The organism is Kitasatospora sp. NPDC043950, assembly GCF_056435345.1.
Window position 1 is genome coordinate 168,191 of sequence record NZ_JBWKER010000006.1, and the last position, 17,484, is coordinate 185,674.

At 71.7% G+C, this 17,484-nt stretch carries 15 protein-coding genes and 2 tRNA genes; 5 read left to right on the forward strand and 12 right to left on the reverse strand.

Features of this window, described 5'->3' with window-relative positions:
- The first annotated feature begins 130 nt into the window (after positions 1 to 130).
- On the forward strand, positions 131 to 1,669 hold the full coding sequence (locus AC07BF_RS06490; RefSeq protein WP_363586428.1) for a chitinase: 1,539 nt from the start codon (positions 131 to 133) through the stop codon (positions 1,667 to 1,669).
- A gap of 22 nt (positions 1,670 to 1,691) precedes the next feature.
- Here AC07BF_RS06490 and AC07BF_RS06495 read toward each other — a convergent pair whose 3' ends face one another.
- The gene (locus AC07BF_RS06495; protein WP_363586429.1) at positions 1,692 to 2,213 is read right to left on the reverse strand and encodes a hypothetical protein; all 522 of its coding nucleotides are present in this window, start codon (positions 2,211 to 2,213) and stop codon (positions 1,692 to 1,694) included.
- Positions 2,214 to 2,529: 316 nt separating this feature from the next.
- Positions 2,530 to 5,142, reverse strand: coding sequence for a valine--tRNA ligase (locus AC07BF_RS06500; protein ID WP_363586438.1), 2,613 nt, complete (start codon positions 5,140 to 5,142; stop codon positions 2,530 to 2,532).
- 213 nt (positions 5,143 to 5,355) lie between these two features.
- On the opposite strand from AC07BF_RS06500, the gene AC07BF_RS06505 reads away from it, so the two are divergent.
- Both AC07BF_RS06505 and AC07BF_RS06510 read left to right on the forward strand, forming a co-directional pair.
- Positions 5,356 to 6,210 carry a hypothetical protein gene (locus AC07BF_RS06505; RefSeq protein ID WP_363586430.1) on the forward strand — a complete coding sequence of 285 codons (855 nt, stop codon included), beginning with the start codon at positions 5,356 to 5,358 and terminating at the stop codon, positions 6,208 to 6,210.
- Between the two features lie 101 nt (positions 6,211 to 6,311).
- Positions 6,312 to 7,094 carry a hypothetical protein gene (locus AC07BF_RS06510; RefSeq protein ID WP_363586431.1) on the forward strand — a complete coding sequence of 261 codons (783 nt, stop codon included), beginning with the start codon at positions 6,312 to 6,314 and terminating at the stop codon, positions 7,092 to 7,094.
- Positions 7,095 to 7,191: 97 nt separating this feature from the next.
- Here AC07BF_RS06510 and clpX read toward each other — a convergent pair whose 3' ends face one another.
- The 5 genes from clpX to AC07BF_RS06535 form a co-directional block, all read right to left on the reverse strand.
- On the reverse strand, positions 7,192 to 8,481 hold the full coding sequence (gene clpX / locus AC07BF_RS06515) for an ATP-dependent Clp protease ATP-binding subunit ClpX (protein ID WP_063347569.1): 1,290 nt from the start codon (positions 8,479 to 8,481) through the stop codon (positions 7,192 to 7,194).
- A gap of 249 nt (positions 8,482 to 8,730) precedes the next feature.
- Positions 8,731 to 9,393, reverse strand: a complete 663-nt coding sequence (locus tag AC07BF_RS06520; protein WP_350886164.1) for an ATP-dependent Clp protease proteolytic subunit — start codon at positions 9,391 to 9,393, stop codon at positions 8,731 to 8,733.
- 56 nt (positions 9,394 to 9,449) lie between these two features.
- Entirely contained in the window at positions 9,450 to 10,067 is a 618-nt protein-coding gene (locus tag AC07BF_RS06525; protein WP_360211667.1) for an ATP-dependent Clp protease proteolytic subunit, read from the reverse strand.
- 265 nt (positions 10,068 to 10,332) lie between these two features.
- Entirely contained in the window at positions 10,333 to 11,727 is a 1,395-nt protein-coding gene (gene tig / locus AC07BF_RS06530) for a trigger factor (RefSeq protein WP_400985136.1), read from the reverse strand.
- Between the two features lie 294 nt (positions 11,728 to 12,021).
- Positions 12,022 to 12,095: transfer RNA gene (locus AC07BF_RS06535), tRNA-Pro, on the reverse strand.
- Between the two features lie 157 nt (positions 12,096 to 12,252).
- Between AC07BF_RS06535 and AC07BF_RS06540 the strand changes: the two genes are divergently transcribed.
- Positions 12,253 to 12,323 (forward strand) — tRNA-Gly (locus tag AC07BF_RS06540).
- A gap of 109 nt (positions 12,324 to 12,432) precedes the next feature.
- Here AC07BF_RS06540 and AC07BF_RS06545 read toward each other — a convergent pair.
- Positions 12,433 to 13,005: a DUF6197 family protein gene (locus AC07BF_RS06545; protein ID WP_478316494.1), complete on the reverse strand. Its 573-nt coding sequence runs from the start codon at positions 13,003 to 13,005 to the stop codon at positions 12,433 to 12,435.
- A 210-nt stretch (positions 13,006 to 13,215) separates the two neighbouring features.
- On the opposite strand from AC07BF_RS06545, the gene AC07BF_RS06550 reads away from it, so the two are divergent.
- Positions 13,216 to 14,007 carry a DUF6348 family protein gene (locus tag AC07BF_RS06550; RefSeq protein ID WP_363629180.1) on the forward strand — a complete coding sequence of 264 codons (792 nt, stop codon included), beginning with the start codon at positions 13,216 to 13,218 and terminating at the stop codon, positions 14,005 to 14,007.
- A 34-nt stretch (positions 14,008 to 14,041) separates the two neighbouring features.
- Here AC07BF_RS06550 and AC07BF_RS06555 read toward each other — a convergent pair whose 3' ends face one another.
- The 4 genes from AC07BF_RS06555 to AC07BF_RS06570 form a co-directional block, all read right to left on the reverse strand.
- A complete protein-coding gene (locus tag AC07BF_RS06555) occupies positions 14,042 to 14,239 on the reverse strand; it encodes a hypothetical protein (protein WP_063347574.1) in 198 nt (65 codons plus the stop codon).
- A 501-nt stretch (positions 14,240 to 14,740) separates the two neighbouring features.
- Positions 14,741 to 15,832, reverse strand: coding sequence for a PP2C family protein-serine/threonine phosphatase (locus AC07BF_RS06560; RefSeq protein WP_400805335.1), 1,092 nt, complete (start codon positions 15,830 to 15,832; stop codon positions 14,741 to 14,743).
- 432 nt (positions 15,833 to 16,264) lie between these two features.
- The gene (locus tag AC07BF_RS06565) at positions 16,265 to 16,750 is read right to left on the reverse strand and encodes a ribose-5-phosphate isomerase (RefSeq protein ID WP_063347575.1); all 486 of its coding nucleotides are present in this window, start codon (positions 16,748 to 16,750) and stop codon (positions 16,265 to 16,267) included.
- Positions 16,751 to 16,794: 44 nt separating this feature from the next.
- On the reverse strand, positions 16,795 to 17,394 hold the full coding sequence (locus AC07BF_RS06570; RefSeq protein WP_400805334.1) for a biotin transporter BioY: 600 nt from the start codon (positions 17,392 to 17,394) through the stop codon (positions 16,795 to 16,797).
- Positions 17,395 to 17,484: the final 90 nt, after the last annotated feature.

Below are 17,484 nucleotides of genomic sequence, written 5' to 3' on the forward strand. Positions count from 1 at the left end.
TCAAGTCTCCTCCCCCGACAGGGACTTGAGTTGTCGGTAGCTCCCGCACGCGCACCATCGACACCCCGGACGGCGCTCCACCCCCACCACCCAGGCGCGCCGCCGGGCCTCCCCCACAGGAGATGGAGTCATGCCACCTGCCCGACACCGGCGCCCACGCGCCGCCCACACCCTGCTCGCCGGGGCCTGCGCCATCGCCCTCGGCCTGAGCGGGCTCGCCCTCGCCACCGGCACCGGCGCCCAGGCCGCCGACCCCGACCTGATCACCAACGGCGGCTTCGAGACCGGCACCCTGTCCGGCTGGTCCTGCGGCAACGGCGCCGTCCAGAGCGCGACCGTGCACTCCGGCCGCTACGCCCTGCAGTCCACCCCGGGCTCGGGCGACACCGGCGAGTGCACCCAGACCGTCGCCGTGCAGCCCTCCTCGACGTACACGCTGAGCTCCTGGGTCCAGGGCTCGTACGTCTACCTGGGCGCCCGCGGCACCGGCGGCACCGACCCCGGCACCTGGACGAACTCCACCGGCTGGGCCCAGCTGAGCACCGGCTTCACCACCGGCCCGGGCACCACCAGCGTCACCGTCTACCTGCACGGCTGGTACGGGCAGCCCGCCTTCCTCGCCGACGACGTCTCGCTGATCGGCCCGGGCGGACCGCAGCCCTCCCAGAGCCCGACCGCCACCACGTCCCCGAGCCCCACCGGCACCGGCAGCCCCTCCCCCACGGACACCGGCACCGCAAGCCCGACCGCCACCTCGACCGGCAAGCCTCCCGGCCTGCCCAAGCACATCCTGACCGGCTACTGGCAGAACTTCGACAACGGCGCCACCGTCCAGCGGATCAGCGACGTCCCGGCCGCCTACGACATCATCGCGGTCTCCTTCGCCGACGCCACCACCACACCGGGCGGGCTGGGCTTCACCCTGGACCCCGCCCTCTCCTCCCGCCTCGGCGGCTACACCGACGCCCAGTTCAAGGCCGACATCGCGGCCAAGCGGGCGGCCGGCAAGAAGGTGGTGCTCTCGGTCGGCGGGCAGAACGGCACGGTGTCGGTGAGCGACCCGACCTCGGCGGCCAACTTCGCGAGCACCGCGTGGGCGCTGATGCAGGGCTACGGCTTCGACGGGGTCGACATCGACCTGGAGAACGGCGTCAACGCCGCCTACCTGGGCCAGGCGCTGCACTCGCTGGCGGCGAAGAGCGGCAGCGGGTTCGTCCTCACCATGGCGCCGCAGACCATCGACATGCAGTCGACCGGCATGGAGTACTTCAAGCTGGCGCTGAACGTGAAGGACATCCTCACCATCGTCAACATGCAGTACTACAACTCCGGTGCGATGAACGGCTGCGACGGCAACGTCTACTCGCAGGGCACCGAGGACTTCCTCACCGGGCTGGCCTGCATCCAGCTCAAGGGCGGGCTGCGGCCCGACCAGGTGGGGCTCGGCGTGCCGGCCTCCACCAGCGCGGCGGGCGGCGGGTACGTCAGCCCGAGCGTGGTCGACAACGCGCTGGACTGCCTGGCCGCCGGCACCAACTGCGGCAGCTACAAGCCCGACACCACCTGGCCGGGCATCGGCGGGGCGATGACCTGGTCGACCAACTGGGACGCCAAGGCGGGCAACCCGGTCGCGGGCACCATCGGCGCGCACCTGCACGCCATGCCGTGACGCCCCCTGCCCGGACCGGGGTTCAGACCCCGGCCCGGGCCTCCGGGACGTGTGCCGCGGGCCCGCCGTGCCGGCGGCGCAACTCGGCCGTGATCTCGGCCAGTTCGCCCTCGGGCAGCAGCGGCAGCATCATCGCGACGCCCTGGAGCAGACCGCCGAGCAGGAAGGTGGTGTCGGCGGTCGAGGCGACCAGGCCGCGCACCTCGGCCACCTCACCGGCGGCCACCGCCTCGATCAGCCGGGCGGCGTCCGCGCTCTCCTCGTCCACCGCGACCGCGCCGTTGTCGGCCGGGGCGCGCCGGGCCATCGCCCGCAGTACCCGGTCGCCGACCTCGGGCGCGTACGCCTTGCGGACGGCCTCGGCGGCGATCCAGGCGAGCAGGGTGGTCACCTCGCGCTCGGCGCGCTCGGCGAGGAGCAGGTCCAGCTCGTGGTCGAAGGCGAGCTGGTTGCCGTGGCGGAACGCCAGCAGCAGGGTCGCCGCCCTGGCCTTGGCCTCCTCCACCGCCTCGGCAGGAAGTTCTTCGGCCAATTCCTCGGTCACCACCACGCCATGCCCTCCCGTCCGTCGGCTCAGCAGGAACGCTCAGCAGAAACACCCGTCAGAAACTCCGTGCACACCGTACACATCCGACCTGCAAACTTCCGCGAACCCGCGCGGGCAAGACCGGAATGAATTCGGAAGGAATAGGACCTCACCCGGTCCAGGATGAATATTCGCCGGAAGGGAGCAATGTTGCTGGGCTATTAGGCGTAGCAAAAAGAACACCGCCGCCGTGCCCGGCCGAGCCGCCCGGAAACGCCGGAGGGGCCGCACCCCGCGCGTCGCGGAGTGCGGCCCCTCACGGACCGGTACGGGCTCAGCCCTGCGGCAGCGCCGCGAGCTGGGCGGTGATCCGGGCGATGTCGGCCTCGGCGGCCTCCTGACGGCCCCGGATCTTGGCGACCACCTCGTCCGGCGCCTTCGCGAGGAACGCCTCGTTGCCGAGCTTGGCCGTGGTCTGCGCCTTCTCCTTCTCGGCGGCCGCGAGGTCCTTGGCGAGGCGCTTGCGCTCCGCCGCGACGTCGATGGTGCCGGAGAGGTCGAGCGCGACGGTGGCGCCGGCGACCGGGAGCGAGGCGGTGGCCGCGAAGCCCTCCTCGGGGACGGTCAGCCGCAGCAGCGAGCGGATCGCGTCCTCGTGGACGGCCAGCACGGTGCCGTCCAGCTCCAGCTTCGCCGGGACGCGCTGGCCCGGCTTGAGGCCCTGGTCCGAGCGGAACCGGCGGACCTCGGTGACCACCTGCTGCAGCGTGGCGATCTCGGCCTCGGCCTCGGCATCGCGGTAACCGCTGTCCGTCGGCCAGTCGGCGATGACCAGCGACTCGGCGCCGGTGAGCGTGGTCCACAGGGTGTCGGTGACGAAGGGCACGATCGGGTGCAGCAGCCGCAGCGTGACGTCCAGGACCTCGCCGAGCACCCGGCGCGCGGCGTCGGCCTGCGGGCCGCCCTTGGCCAGGGTGGTCTTGGACAGCTCGACGTACCAGTCGAAGACCTCGTCCCAGGCGAAGTGGTACAGCGCCTCGGACAGCTTGGAGAACTGGTAGTCCTCGTACAGCGCGTCCACCTCGGCGACGGTGCTGTTCAGGCGCGACAGGATCCAGCGGTCGGTCGCGGTCAGTTCCTCCGGCGCGGGCAGCGGGCCCTCGACGGTGGCGCCGTTCATCAGCGCGAAGCGGGTGGCGTTCCAGATCTTGTTGGCGAAGTTGCGGGCCGCCTGGACCCAGTCCTCGCCGATCGGCACGTCGACGCCCGGGTTGGCACCGCGCGCCAGCGTGAAGCGCAGCGCGTCCGAACCGTACTTGTCCATCCAGTCCAGCGGGTTGACCACGTTGCCGAAGGACTTCGACATCTTCTTGCCGTTCTGGTCACGGACCATGCCGTGCAGCGCGATGGTGTGGAACGGCGGGGTGCCGTCCATCGCGTAGAGGCCGAACATCATCATCCGGGCGACCCAGAAGAACAGGATGTCGTAGCCGGTGACCAGGACGGAGTTCGGGTAGAACTTCGCCAGGCTCTCGGTCTGCTCCGGCCAGCCGAGCGTGGAGAACGGCCACAGTCCGGAGGAGAACCAGGTGTCCAGGACGTCGTTGTCCTGGTGCCAGCCCTCGCCGGTGGGCGGCTGCTCGTCCGGGCCGACGCAGACGACCTCGCCGTTCGGGCCGTACCAGACCGGGATGCGGTGGCCCCACCACAGCTGGCGCGAGATGCACCAGTCGTGCAGGTTGTCGACCCAGTCGAAGTAACGCTTCTCCATCTCCTGCGGGTGGATCTTGACCTTGCCGTCGCGGACCGCGTCGCCGGCGGCCTTCGCGAGCGGGCCGACCTTGACCCACCACTGCATGGACAGCCGCGGCTCGATGGTGGTCTTGCAGCGCGAGCAGTGGCCGACCGAGTGGACGTACGGGCGCTTCTCGGCGGCGATCCGGCCGTCGGCGCGCAGCGCGGCGACGATCGCCGAGCGGGCCTCCAGCCGGTCCAGGCCGAGGAACGGGCCGTGCACGGTGATGACCGCGTGCTCGTCCATGACGGCGACCGAGGGCAGGCCGTGCCGCTGGCCGATCTCGAAGTCGTTCGGGTCGTGCGCGGGCGTCACCTTGACGGCGCCGGTGCCGAACTCCGGGTCGACGTGGGCGTCGGCGACCACGGGGATCCGACGGCCGGTCAACGGCAGCTCGATCTCGGTGCCGACCAGGTGGCGGTAGCGCTCGTCGTCCGGGTGGACGGCGACCGCGGTATCGCCCAGCATCGTCTCGGCGCGGGTGGTGGCGACGACGATCGAGGCGTCGCCCTCGCCGTAGCGGATCGAGACCAGCTCGCCGTCGTCGTCCTGGTACTCCACCTCGATGTCCGAGATGGCGGTCAGGCAGCGCGGGCACCAGTTGATGATGCGCTCGGCCCGGTAGATCAGCTCGTCGTCGAAGAGCTTCTTGAAGATGGTCTGGACGGCCTGGGACAGGCCCTCGTCCATGGTGAATCGCTCGCGGGACCAGTCCACACCGTCGCCCAGGCGGCGCATCTGGCCGGAGATCTGGCCGCCGGACTCCGCCTTCCACTTCCAGACGCGCTCGACGAAGGCCTCCCGGCCCAGGTCGTGGCGGGACTTGCTCTCCTTGGCGAGCTCGCGCTCGACCACGTTCTGGGTGGCGATGCCGGCGTGGTCCATTCCGGGCTGCCACAGCGCCTCGTAGCCCTGCATCCGCTTGCGGCGGACCAGCGCGTCGATCAGCGTGTGCTCGAAGGCGTGGCCCAGGTGCAGGCTGCCGGTCACGTTCGGCGGGGGGATGACGATGGTGAACGGGGGCTTGTCGCTCTTGGCGTCCGCGGTGAAGTAGCCACGCTCTACCCAGCGCTCGTACAGCTCGCCCTCTACGTCCGCGGGGGTGTAGGTCGTCGGGAGAGTTGCTGCTTCGTCCCCGGCAAAGGTGCTCACGGGGTGCTGGTTCGTCGTGTCGGTCACGACGCACAGTTTACGTAACCGCGGGCACGTGTTACGAACCGCTTTCGCCGCGCGGACGCGACCCGCCCGATCGGCTCGGTGGCGGACACCGTACGGTACCGTTCCCGGGCACTCGTCCGGTGTCCGCACGGACCCCGGGACGACACGACGACAGGCCGCGGGTGCGGCGGGGGAGCACGGACGCAGATGTACGGCCAGGGCCAGCAGTATCCGCAGGGACAACCGCAGGGACAGCCTCAGCCGTACGGGGGCCAGCCCCCGTACGGCCCGCCGCAGCCACCGCCGCCCTACGGCGCCCCGCAGCAGCCGCCCCAGTACGGCTACCCGCCGCAGGACGGCCAGCCCTACGGCGCTCCCCAGCCGCCCTACGGTGCCCCGCAGCCCCCGTACGGCTACCCGCCGCAGGCCCCGTACGGCCAGCCGGGCTACCCGCCGCCGCCGAAGAAGGGCCGGACCGGCCTGGTGGTCGGCCTGGTCGTGGGCGCGCTGGTGCTGGGCGGCGGCGGCTTCGCCGCGTGGAAGTTCCTCGGCGACGACCAGGGCGGCCAGTACAAGATCTCCGCGCCGCAGTCGCTGCCGGACGGCTACACCCAGAAGTCCGCCAAGGAGGAGGCCGTCGACCCGGCCAAGCCCGAGGCGGCGAAGTTCGGCAAGAACCTCAGCGTGCTGGCGGCCAGCTACAGCAAGGGCTCCGACGCCCTCGACACGCTCTCCGTGGTCGGCGTCTACGGGGAGCTCAACGACCCCGGCCAGATCATCGACGACTCGAAGAAGGACACCGGCGGGCTGACCTGGACCACGCCGCTGACGGACTTCCCGGCGCAGGACGGCCACAGCTCCTCGGCGAAGCTCGCCTGCGGCGTGGCCGGCGTCATCGCGGGCAAGGCCGGGCCCACCGTCTGCGTGTGGGCGGACAAGTCCACCACCGGCCGGATCACCTTCAGCAAGATCAGCCTGACCGGCGGCGGCCAGGGCCTCACCCCGGCCCAGGCCGCGGACAGGACCCGGGCGATCCGCGACGCCATGGTCGTCGCCAAGTAACCGAGCACCGCCCCGCCGCGTCACCACACGTCAGCACCACGTCCCCGCCGCCACCGGCCGCGCCGGGCGGCACCCGGGCATCGCCATCAGAGAGGCCTCGCGTGACCGAGCAGAACCCCTACGGCCCCCCGCCGCAGCCGGGACACGACGCACCGCCGCCCCCGCCGGCCCCGCCGGGCTACGGCGGCATCCCGCCGCAGAGCCCGCCGCCCGGCTACCCGCCGGTCGGCGAGCCGGGTGCCTACCCGGGGTACGGCGCCTACCCGCCGGTACCGCCGCCGCGCAAGTCCCGCAAGACGCTCTGGACCGTGCTCGGCGTCGTCGGCGCCTTCGTCCTGCTGGGCGGCGGCACGCTCGCCTACTTCGTCTACGACGTCGCCAGCAACGCGGGCACCCAGAAGATCGTCCTGCCGGCCACGTTCAAGGACCTGCGCCAGAGCGACGACCCCCAGGTCGCCGACACCCTGGAGAAGGGGCTCACCTCCAGCTTCGGCAAGGGCGACGGCAACTGGAACCCCACCGGGGTGGGCGCCCTCTACCAGAACGCGCAGTCGGAGCCTCAGCTGGTCGTGTTCGGGGGCTACGGCAAGGTCCTGGCGCCGAAGCAGGAACTGGACCAGGCGTTCCAGGGCATGGCGTCCACCGGTCGCAAGCTCAGCGACCGGCACGTGGTGGACGCCGGCCCCAAGGGCGGCGCGATGGAGTGCGCCGCGGTCGTCGGCGGCGAGAGCGAGGCCGGGACCACGATGGGCATCTGCTCCTGGGCCGACAGCAGCGGCCTGGTGATGGTCATGACGGTGGCCGACCCGAGCGCCAAGCCGGACCTGGACAAGCTCGCCGCCGACACCCGCGACCTGCGCGCGGTCGCCGAGGTCCCCAAGTAGTCCACCGGGAACCGCCGGTGACCCTCCGGGCACCGGGAAACGCCGAAGGGCCCCGCACCGGTCGGTGCGGGGCCCTTTCGGATACGGCGGGCGCGGGTCAGGCGCTCTTCTCGCGCCGCTCGCGCTTGATCATGTCGCGCGGGACGAGGGTGGGGATGGCGTGCTTGGAGACCACGTCCCCGGTGACCACCACGCGGGCGACGTCCTGACGCGAGGGCACCTCGTACATCACGGACATCAGCACCTCCTCCATGATGGCCCGCAGGCCGCGCGCGCCGGTGCCGCGCAGGATCGCCTGGTCGGCGATCGCCTCCAGCGCGTCCCGGGAGAACTCCAGCTCCACGCCGTCCAGTTCGAAGAGCTTGCGGTACTGCTTGACCAGCGCGTTCTTCGGCTCGGTGAGGATCTGCAGGAGCGCCTCGCGGTCCAGGTTGTGCACGCTGGTGATCACCGGCAGCCGGCCGATGAACTCGGGGATCATGCCGAACTTCACCAGGTCCTCGGGCATCACCTGGCGGAAGTGGTCGCTGGCGTCCGACTCCCGCTTGGAGCGGATGTTGGCGCCGAAGCCGATGCCCTTGGCGCCGGCCCGGCCCTCGATGATCCGCTCCAGGCCGGCGAACGCGCCGCCGACGATGAACAGCACGTTGGTGGTGTCGATCTGGATGAACTCCTGGTGCGGGTGCTTGCGCCCGCCCTGCGGCGGCACCGAGGCGGTGGTGCCCTCCAGGATCTTCAGCAGCGCCTGCTGCACGCCCTCGCCGGAGACGTCCCGGGTGATCGACGGGTTCTCGCTCTTGCGCGCGACCTTGTCGATCTCGTCGATGTAGATGATCCCGGTCTCGGCCTTCTTGACGTCGTAGTCGGCCGCCTGGATCAGCTTGAGCAGGATGTTCTCGACGTCCTCGCCGACGTACCCGGCCTCGGTCAGCGCGGTGGCGTCCGCGATCGCGAACGGCACGTTGAGCATCCGGGCCAGGGTCTGCGCCAGCAGCGTCTTGCCGGAGCCGGTGGGGCCCAGCAGCAGGATGTTGGACTTGGCCAGCTCGATGGCGTCCTCGCGGCCGTTGCCGCCGCTGCGGCCCGCCTCGCCGGCCTGGACGCGCTTGTAGTGGTTGTAGACCGCCACCGACAGCGCCTTCTTGGCGAGGTCCTGGCCGACCACGTACTGGTCCAGGAACTCGTAGATCTCCCGCGGCTTCGGCAACTCCTCGAAGCGCACCTCGGAGGTCTCGGCGAGTTCCTCCTCGATGATCTCGTTGCACAGGTCGATGCACTCGTCGCAGATGTACACGCCTGGGCCGGCGATCAGCTTCTTCACCTGCTTCTGCGACTTGCCGCAGAACGAGCACTTGAGCAGGTCGCCACCGTCTCCGATGCGTGCCACGAGGTGCTTCCCCTTCGCCAGGGGCCCCGCAGGGGTTCCGGGGCCTGGTGCTGTGGACCGTCAACGCCGACGGCGATCGGTCTCGCTATCCGACGGTACTCTGCCGGGCCCCTGATTCCGTCCTCTTCGCCGGGTCTGCCCTACGCCCTGGGCGAATTGATACCGAACAGATGCCGTTGCGGAGGCCGCCGACGAACCGGAGCGGGGCGCGCACGCAGGATGCGCGCCCCGCCTCGGAGGGTGCCGGCCTCAGGAGGTCAGCGAGGTCTTGCGGGTGGAGATGATCTGGTCGACGAGGCCGTACTCCAAGGCCTCCTCGGCGGTGAGGATCTTGTCGCGCTCGATGTCCTCGCGCACCTGCTCCACCGGCTTGTTGGAGTGCTTGGAGAGCATCTGCTCCAGCTGCTCGCGCATCCGGAAGATCTCCTTGGCCTGGATCTCCAGGTCGGACACCTGGCCGCGGCCCGTCTCGGTGTACGGCTGGTGGATCAGGATGCGGGCGTTCGGCAGCGCCATCCGCTTGCCGGGGGTGCCGGCCGCGAGCAGCACGGCCGCGGCGGAGGCCGCCTGGCCCATGCAGACCGTGGTGATGTCCGGCTTCACGTACTGCATGGTGTCGTAGATGGCCGTCAGGGCCGTGAACGAGCCGCCGGGCGAGTTGATGTACATCTGGATCTCGCGGTCCGGGTCCATCGACTCCAGGCACAGCAGCTGCGCCATGATGTCGTTCGCCGAGACGTCGTCGACCTGCGAGCCGAGGAAGATGATGCGCTCCTCGAACAGCTTGGCGTACGGGTCGTACTCGCGGATGCCCTGCGTGGTGCGCTCGACGAAGCGCGGGACGATGTAGCGACCCTCGGCGCGCATGTCCTCGACGCGGGCCTGGGCGGCCGACAGGCTGGGGATGTTCATGGGGGTTCTTGTCCTCCGGGGCGTTGTGGCTGTGGTCTCGTGGGCCGGGCCGAGGCTCAGGCGCCCGTGCCGCCGCCGCCGGGGACGTCCGCGGCGCTGTGCATGATCGCGTCGATCAGGCCGTACTCCAGGGCCTCCTCCGGCGTGAACCAACGGTCGCGGTCGGAGTCCCTGGTGATCTGCTCGAAGGACTGGCCGCTGTGGAAGGCGATCAGCTCGGACATCCGCTTCTTGGTGCGCAGCAGCTGCTCGGCCTGGATGCGGATGTCGGTGGCGGAGCCGCCGAGGCCGGCGGAGGGCTGGTGCATCAGGATGTTGGCGTTCGGCAGCGAGAAGCGCTTGCCCTTGGCGCCGGCGGTCAGCAGGAACTGGCCCATCGAGGCCGCCATGCCCATCGCGATGGTGACGACGTCGTTCTTGATGTACTGCATGGTGTCGTAGATCGCCATGCCCGCCGAGATCGAACCGCCCGGGGAGTTGATGTAAAGGAAGATGTCCTTTTCCGGGTCCGCGGCCAGCAGCAGCAGCTGGGCGGTGATCTTGTTGGCGATGTCGTCGTCGACCTGCTGGCCGAGGAAGATGATCCGCTCGTTGAGCAGCCGGTTGTACACCTGGTCTCCCAGGCCGCCGAGCACGTCACCAGAGGCGGCGTGCGGCGCCATCGGGCCAGGCATCTGCATCTGCGGGAACGTCACTTAGCCACCTGCTCAGTCGATTTGGACGGTCGCTCCACGGCCGTCACGATGTCGCACAGCTTCCGGGTATCACGGTGTGATTGGTGCTGTCCAAGGACCCTAACGCGCAGGCCGGGCCGCAGAATCCCTCACGCAGAACTGTTCGCTGTGAGCGCAGGGTCGGGCCCGCCCCGGGGGACGACGACGGGCCCGGACACCGTACGGCGTCCGGGCCCGTCGCAGACCTCAGGGGCTACCGGGGCACTCAGGCCTCGGTCTTCTCCTCGGCGGCGGTCTCCTCGGCGGCCGGGGCCTCGACGGTGTCGGCCGTCTCGTCCTCGTCGTCGAAGTTGACCTCGTTGCCCTCGGTGTCGACGACCTTGGCGGCCTCGACCACGGTGGCCAGCGCCTTACCGCGGGCGACCTCGCCGACCAGCAGCGGCACCTGGCCACCCTGGACGACCTGCTGCGCGAACTGGTCCGGGGTGAGACCCGAGCCGGCGGCGCGGCGGATGAGGTGCTCGGTCAGCTCCTCCTGGTTAACACCCAGCTCTTCGTCGGCGACGATCTGGTCCAGGACGAACTGGGTCTTGATGCCCTTCTTCGCCTGCTCCTCGATCTCGGCGTCCCACTCCTCGCGGGTCTTGCCCTGGGTCTCCAGGTAGCTGTCGATGTCGAGGCCCATCGGCTGGAGCTGGTGGTGCTCCAGGTTGTGCTTGCGGGTCTCGACCTCGTCCTTGAGGAGCTTCTCCGGGAACTCGATCTCGACCAGGCCGAGCAGGGCGTCCAGCACCTTCTCCTGGGCCTGGGTGGCCTGGTCGTACTCCTTCATGCGCTCCAGGCGCTTGCGGGAGTCGTCGCGCAGGGCCTCCAGGGTGTCGAACTCGCTGGCCAGCTGGGCGAACTCGTCGTCCAGCTCGGGCAGCTCCTTCTCCTGGACGGCGGTGACGGTGACGGTGACCTCGGAGGTCTGGCCCGCCTGGGTGCCACCCTTGAGCTCGGTGGAGAAGGTGGCGGTGCCACCGGCCTCCAGGCCGGTCACGGCGTCGTCGATGCCGTCGATCAGGCGGCCCGAGCCGATCTCGTAGCTGACGCCGTTGGCGGTGCCGTCCTCCGGCACCTCGCCGTCGACCTTGGCGATCAGGTCCACGACCACGATGTCGCCGGCGGCCGCGGCGCGCTCGACGTCCTTGACCGAGGAGAAGCGCTCGCGCAGCTGCTCCAGGGACTTCTCGATGTCCTCGTCGGAGACGACGATCGGGTCGACGGTCACCTCGATGGAGGCGAAGTCCGGAAGGGTGATCTCCGGACGGATGTCCACCTCTGCGGTGAACTTCAGGTCACCGCCATCGGCGATCTTCTCGACACCCTCGATGTTGGTGATGTCGGGCTGGCCGAGGACCTCGATCTTGCCCTCGTCGACGGCCTGCGTGTAGAAGCGCGGCAGGGCGTCGTTGACGGCCTCCTCCAGCACGGCACCGCGGCCGAAACGCTGGTCGATGACGCGAGCCGGGATCTTGCCCTTGCGGAAGCCCGGAACCGTGACCTGCTGGTTGATCTTCTTGTACGCCGCGTCGAGGCTGGGCTTGAGCTCCTCGAAGGGCACCTCGACGGTGAGTCGAACCCGGGTCGGGTTCAGAGTCTCGACGGCGCTCTTCACGGTTAGGTCTCCTATGGGCTTGCGGTCAGGTTGCCTCCGCCGTTCCCGGCCGCCGGCCGAGGCCGTACGAGTGGGTCGGGCGAGACGGGCGATGAAGGGTTGGAGCTGCATCTCCCGTGGGGGGTGGACGGTGAGAGTGACTCCTCGCCCTCGTGCGGTTGACCTGGGTTGAGACCGCAGGGACTACCGCCAGCGCCCCATCCTACCGGTACCACGAAAGGCGGACGCCAGGCGCCACCGTCGGGCCCGAACAGAACAGGGCCCCGCCACGGTGGACGAGACCCTGCCGCACTGTCGGGGTGACCGGATTCGAACCGACGGCCTTCCGCTCCCAAAGCGGACGCGCTACCAAACTGCGCCACACCCCGTGGTGCCGAGAGGAAGCGTACACGTCGGGCCCTGGCGGCTCGCCGACATATTCGGGGGCGGTCCGAGGGAGCGCGCGCAGAATCCGGTGTGCGCGGAAGCGGCTGGACCGGGTACGCTGTCCCCCGAACTTCCGGCCGGCAACGACCGGGGGATCGCGCGGGCGTAGCTCAATGGTAGAGCCCTAGTCTTCCAAACTAGTCACGCGAGTTCGATTCTCGTCGCCCGCTCATCGGCCCGGCCCCGGTGCGTCTCCACGCACCGGGGCCGTTGGCGTTTCCGGGCGGCCCGGCGGCCCCGCGAGCCCGGCGTCCGGGGGCGGAGGCCGGGAGGGCCGGTTCAGAGTCCGAGCCGGGCGGCCCGGGCGGCGGCCCGGTCGAGCAGCCGGTGGACGTCGGCCTCCCGGGTGGCGGGGCGGTCGTTGTACTCGTCCGGGGAGCGCGCCGGGCGGCCGGTCGCGTGCAGCACCTCCATCAGCTGGACCCGGGCGGTGCGCACGGTGGCCGGGGTGCCGTAGCCGTGCGCGAGGACGGCGGCCTGGGCGCCGAGCAGGCAGACCCGTCCGCGCGCGTCCCACATCGCGCCCTGCAGCCAGCCGTGGGCGCCGATGTAGCGGGAGGCGAGTCGCAGGTGGTCGGCGGCGCTGACCGGCACCGGGCGGGCCGGGCGGCGCAGCGCCCGGTCGAGCAGGGTGGCCCGGGGCGCCGGGTGGCCGGCGCACCACGGCCGCACGGTGGTGCCGTGGGGGCAGACGTACGGCACCGGGTGGCGCGCGGGGGCGGGCAGCGAGGCGAGGTAGGCCTCGATCTCGGCGGCCAGGCCGGAGCCGTCCGGGCCCGCCAGAAGGGGCGGAGGGGGGGGCGGAGGGGCCGTCGGGAGCGATGACGGCCTCGTCGGGGCGGTGCGGGTCATGCGGGCTCTCCAGGCGGGCGGCAGGGCCCCGGCCGGCGGCCACAGGGCGGTTCCGCTTCCCAAAGTGGTGCATTCCAGACATTTCCGCGACTGGAGAACCGGGGAGGCCGGACGGTTTCCCGCCTGGCTGCCGGGCCGATAGCCTCGGCGGCGTTCGAGCGCAGTTCGAGCGGGAGCTCACCCGCCGCGCTCCGAGGTGGAGGAGTCCCGGTGCGTCCCCAGGAGCGGCTGGCCGTCATACAGCGCTGTGTCGTCCGGGAGATGGCACGCCTCGGGCAGGAGTTCACCGCCGACGGCGAGGTGGTGCGCGGCCCGGGGACGACGGCGGTGGCGGTGCGCGAGCACCCCGGGGACGACGGCGCCGGCCACGTCGACCTCGGCTACGTGCTGCACCTGGGCCGGGCGGACGCCCCGGTGGTGTGGGACTGCGCGGCCGGCCTCGGCAAGACCGAGGAGGAGAAGCTCGCCAACGCGGTGAAGATGTGGGCGACCACCACCGCCTCGGTGCTGGTCGAACTGACGGACGGGCGCGGCGTGCACGCCGACCACGCGGACCACGCCGAACTCCAGGGCTGGCACGCCGTCCAGGGGCCGGCGGCGGTGTTCGGCTTCGGCAACGAGCACCTGGCGGGCTGGCTCGCCGAGCACCGGGTGCTGCCGGCGCTCGCGCCCGCGCTGCGGCCGCAGCTGGCCGGGCCGGGTCCGGTCGGGGTGAAGCTCTTCCTGGGCGGGAAGGCGGGCGACGACGTCGCCGAGGTCCGGGTCGACGGCGAGGTGTCGGAGGCCGCGTCAGCGGCGCTGCGCGCGATGGACTGGCCGCGGGGCGAACGACTGTGCTGGGCGCGGCTGTTCGTGCTGTTGACGGCCGATTCGGCGGCGCCGGGGCAGGCCGCCGCGGCGGGTGCCGCGGCACCCGCGCCGATGCGCGCCCCCGCCCAGGCGGCGGCCCGCCCCCGGGGACTGTTCGCTCGCTGGCGGGAGGCCAGACGGGCCGGCCGGTGATCCCCTCGCGGGGGTCGCGGACGGCCCGGCCGGGTCAGCCGCCGGTGATGCCCGAGATGCTGTGGGCGAGGTTCGCCAGCAGGGAGTTGATCGAGCCCGCGACCGTGGTCTCGTGCAGCATGAAGCCGAACAGGGCGGCGATGATGCCGTGCGCGATCTTCAGCTGCTTGTTGCGGATGAAGATGATGCACAGGATTGCGAACAGGACCAGCGCGGAGACGGAGAGTGCCACCCGGACTCACTTCCTCGTTTCATAGCGTGGTGCCGCCGCCCGGCGGCACCTGCGAAGCCGGACCCCGGCCTGTCCGACGGTCCCGAGGCGGAATCGCGGATCGACCGGCACACCACCGGCGAGGGAGCCCGGCGCGGTCGAACGTTGTCTGCCGTGCCGCACGTGACGCCCCCCATCCCCCGAATCCTGAACAGTCCCGCCCGGACTCAGTGTGGTCGACCGTGCCGATTGCGTAAAGGTCTGACAGTCAGCCCAACGCCGATATCCTGCGATGCGAGACGAGTTTCCGCCGACCGGGACGATAGCGGAGCCGTTCTGACGAATCGTCGGCGGGGCGGCGCTGAGCGGCCGGAAGGCGGCCGGGGGCGGGTAACGGAAGCCGCAGGTCCGGTCAGCCGAAGGGGCGGCCGATTTGGCCGAAGATCGGCTGCCCGGCTTGACAGCACGTGCCCGCGGCATGTGCCGGTCCGTCCGGTGACGGACGGCCGGGCCGAGGGGGCGTCAGTCGCGCCAGAGCAGCAGGACCGCGCGGTCGTCGTTGATGTCCCGGGCCACCGTCTCGATCAGCGCGGCCGCCGCACCGGCCCCCGCGCCCGGACCGCTGCCGGGCACCAGCCGGTCCGCCTCTCCCATCAGCCGGTCCATCCCCTCGGAGAGGTCCCGGCCCGGCTCCTCGACCATGCCGTCGGTGCACAGCATCAGCACGTCGCCGCGGTTCAGCCGGCCGCGCACGCCGTCGAACTTCGCGCCGTCGTAGATCCCGAGCAGCGGGCCCTCGGCCTCCTTGACCTCCCAGTGCCCGGCGCCCGCCAGCCGCTGCATCCCCGGCAGGTGCCCGGCCGACAGCAGCTCGTACTCGCCGGTGTCCAGGTCCAGCACCAGGTGGACGGCGGTCGCGAAGCCCTCCTCCCAGGACTGGCGCAGCAGGTAGCCGTTGGCGGCGGGCAGGAAGTCGTGCGCGGGCAGCGAGCCCACCAGGCCGCCGAAGGCGCCGGAGAGCAGCAGCGCGCGGGAGCCGGCGTCCATGCCCTTGCCGGAGACGTCCGCGAGGACCACCTCCAGCAGCCGCTGGCCCGGGCCGGTGCGGGCGGCGACCACGAAGTCCCCGGAGAAGGACTGCCCGCCGGCCGGGCGCAGCGCCATGTCGGCGTGCCAGCCGTCCGGCAGCTCCGGCACCCGGCTCTGCACCCGCAGCCGCTCGCGCAGGTCGAACAGCATGGTCGAGCCGCCCCACCAGGGCACGCCGACCCGGGCCCGGAACTGGGCCAGCAGCAGGCCGCCCACCCCGGCGGCGCCGACCACCAGGGCCGCGCCCGGGGTGACGCCGTAGATGTAGGCCTCGGGGTTCTCGCTGGCCACCCGCTGGCCGGTGTGGATCACCGACTCGGCGGACAGGCCGAGCGCCGCCAGCGCGTACAGCACCACCAGGCTGCCGGGGCGCAGCAGCAGCGCGCCGGCCAGGATCGGCAGGACCAGCGCGGTGGGCGGGGCCCAGGCGGGGATCCAGATGTTGAGCAGGATCAGCAGCGGGACGAGCAGGGCGAGCGCGCAGAGCACCGGCCAGTCGGCGGCGCCGCCGCGGAAGTAGTCCACACCGGCCGTGCGCAGCCTTCGGCGGACCCGGCGGAGCCTCCTGCGCAACCGGGCCGTCACGGGTCCGGACGCCGTGGCGGCGCCGGGCCTCGTCGCAGTCGTCTGGGGCGGTGCGCCCGGCGGTCTGCCAGCCATGGGGCCCGACCCTATCCACGGGCACCGCCCGGCGTCGACGGGCCGGACGCGAGCGGGTGTGCCGTGGCGCGGGTCCGTCAGCCGGTTTCGGCCGATCGCCGCGACGGCGGGCGCGGCGTCAGGAGGCGTGCGCCGGTTGGGCGTACGAACCACGCGGGCGGCGCACGCGCCCCACGCGTACCGGCGTCGGCGCGCCCGGCCCTGTGGCCGATGACACAGCCGTACGGGCCCGGGAACGGCGGCGGCCGGCCGCGTGGAGCACGCGGCCGACCGACGGAGGGTGGACGGGGGGAGGGATCAGCCCTGCGGGTGGTGGGCCGGGATCGGCGGGAGCTCGCCGGTGGTCTCGTACTCGCTCAGCATCTCGATCCGGCGGGTGTGCCGCGGCTCGCCGCTGTAGGGGGTGTTGAGGAAGACCTCGACGAACTTGGTGGCCTCCTCCAGCGTGTGCATGCGGCCGCCGACGGAGACCACGTTGGCGTTGTTGTGCTCGCGGCCGAGCCCGGCGGTCTGCTCGCTCCAGGCCAGCGCCGCCCGCACGCCCTTGACCTTGTTGGCGGCGATCGCCTCACCGTTGCCCGAGCCGCCGATGACGACGCCCAGCGCCTCCGGGTCGGCGGCGGTGCGCTCGGCGGCGCGCAGGCAGAACGGCGGGTAGTCGTCCTCGGCGTCGTAGATGTGCGGCCCACAGTCGACCGGCTCGTGGCCGGCCTCCTTGAGCCACTCCACGAGGTGGTTCTTCAGTTCGTATCCGGCATGGTCTGAGCCCAGGTACACGCGCATGCCATGAGTGTGGCATGCGCGTGCGCCCGGGCCCGGCAGGGGGCTCACCGCTTCGCGGCGAGCTTCCAGACCAGCGGCAAGGCCCCTGCGGCGAGGACGGCCTTCAGCGCGTCGCCGACCAGGTACGGGTAGAGGCCGAGCTCGGCCGCCCGGGCGAGCGGGACGTGCAGCGACAGGGCCAGGTACGGGACGCCGACCGCGTAGATGGCGAGGCTGCCGAGGACCATGGTGCCGGCGGTGTTCACCGGGGTCCGGTCGGCGCCGCGGCGGGCCAGCTCGCCGGTCAGGCCGGCCGCCAGGACGAAGCCGAGCACGTAGCCGAGCGAGGGCATCGTCCAGCCGGAGGTGCCCTCGGCGAACCAGGGCATCCCCGCCAGGCCGGCCAGCAGGTAGAGGGCGAGCGAGGCGACGCCGCGGCGGGCGCCGAGCGCGGTGCCGACCAGCAGGGCGGCGAAGGTCTGGCCGGTGACGGGCACCGGCGAGCCGGGGATGTTCACCGACAGCTGGGCGGCCACGCCGGTCAGGGCGGCGCCGCCGGCCACCAGGGCCAGGTCGCGGGCCTGGGCGCCGAGGCGGGTGGTGGCGGCGGGCAGCAGGTCGGCGAGGACGGCGCGGCGCGGTATCGGGGTGGTGGCAGTGGCCATCGGGGGTCTCCTGTGGGGTGCTCAGGTGAGTGAACACCTGTGAACCTACGTGGTGATCCACTACGCCACCGCCACGGTTTCGGACAAAGC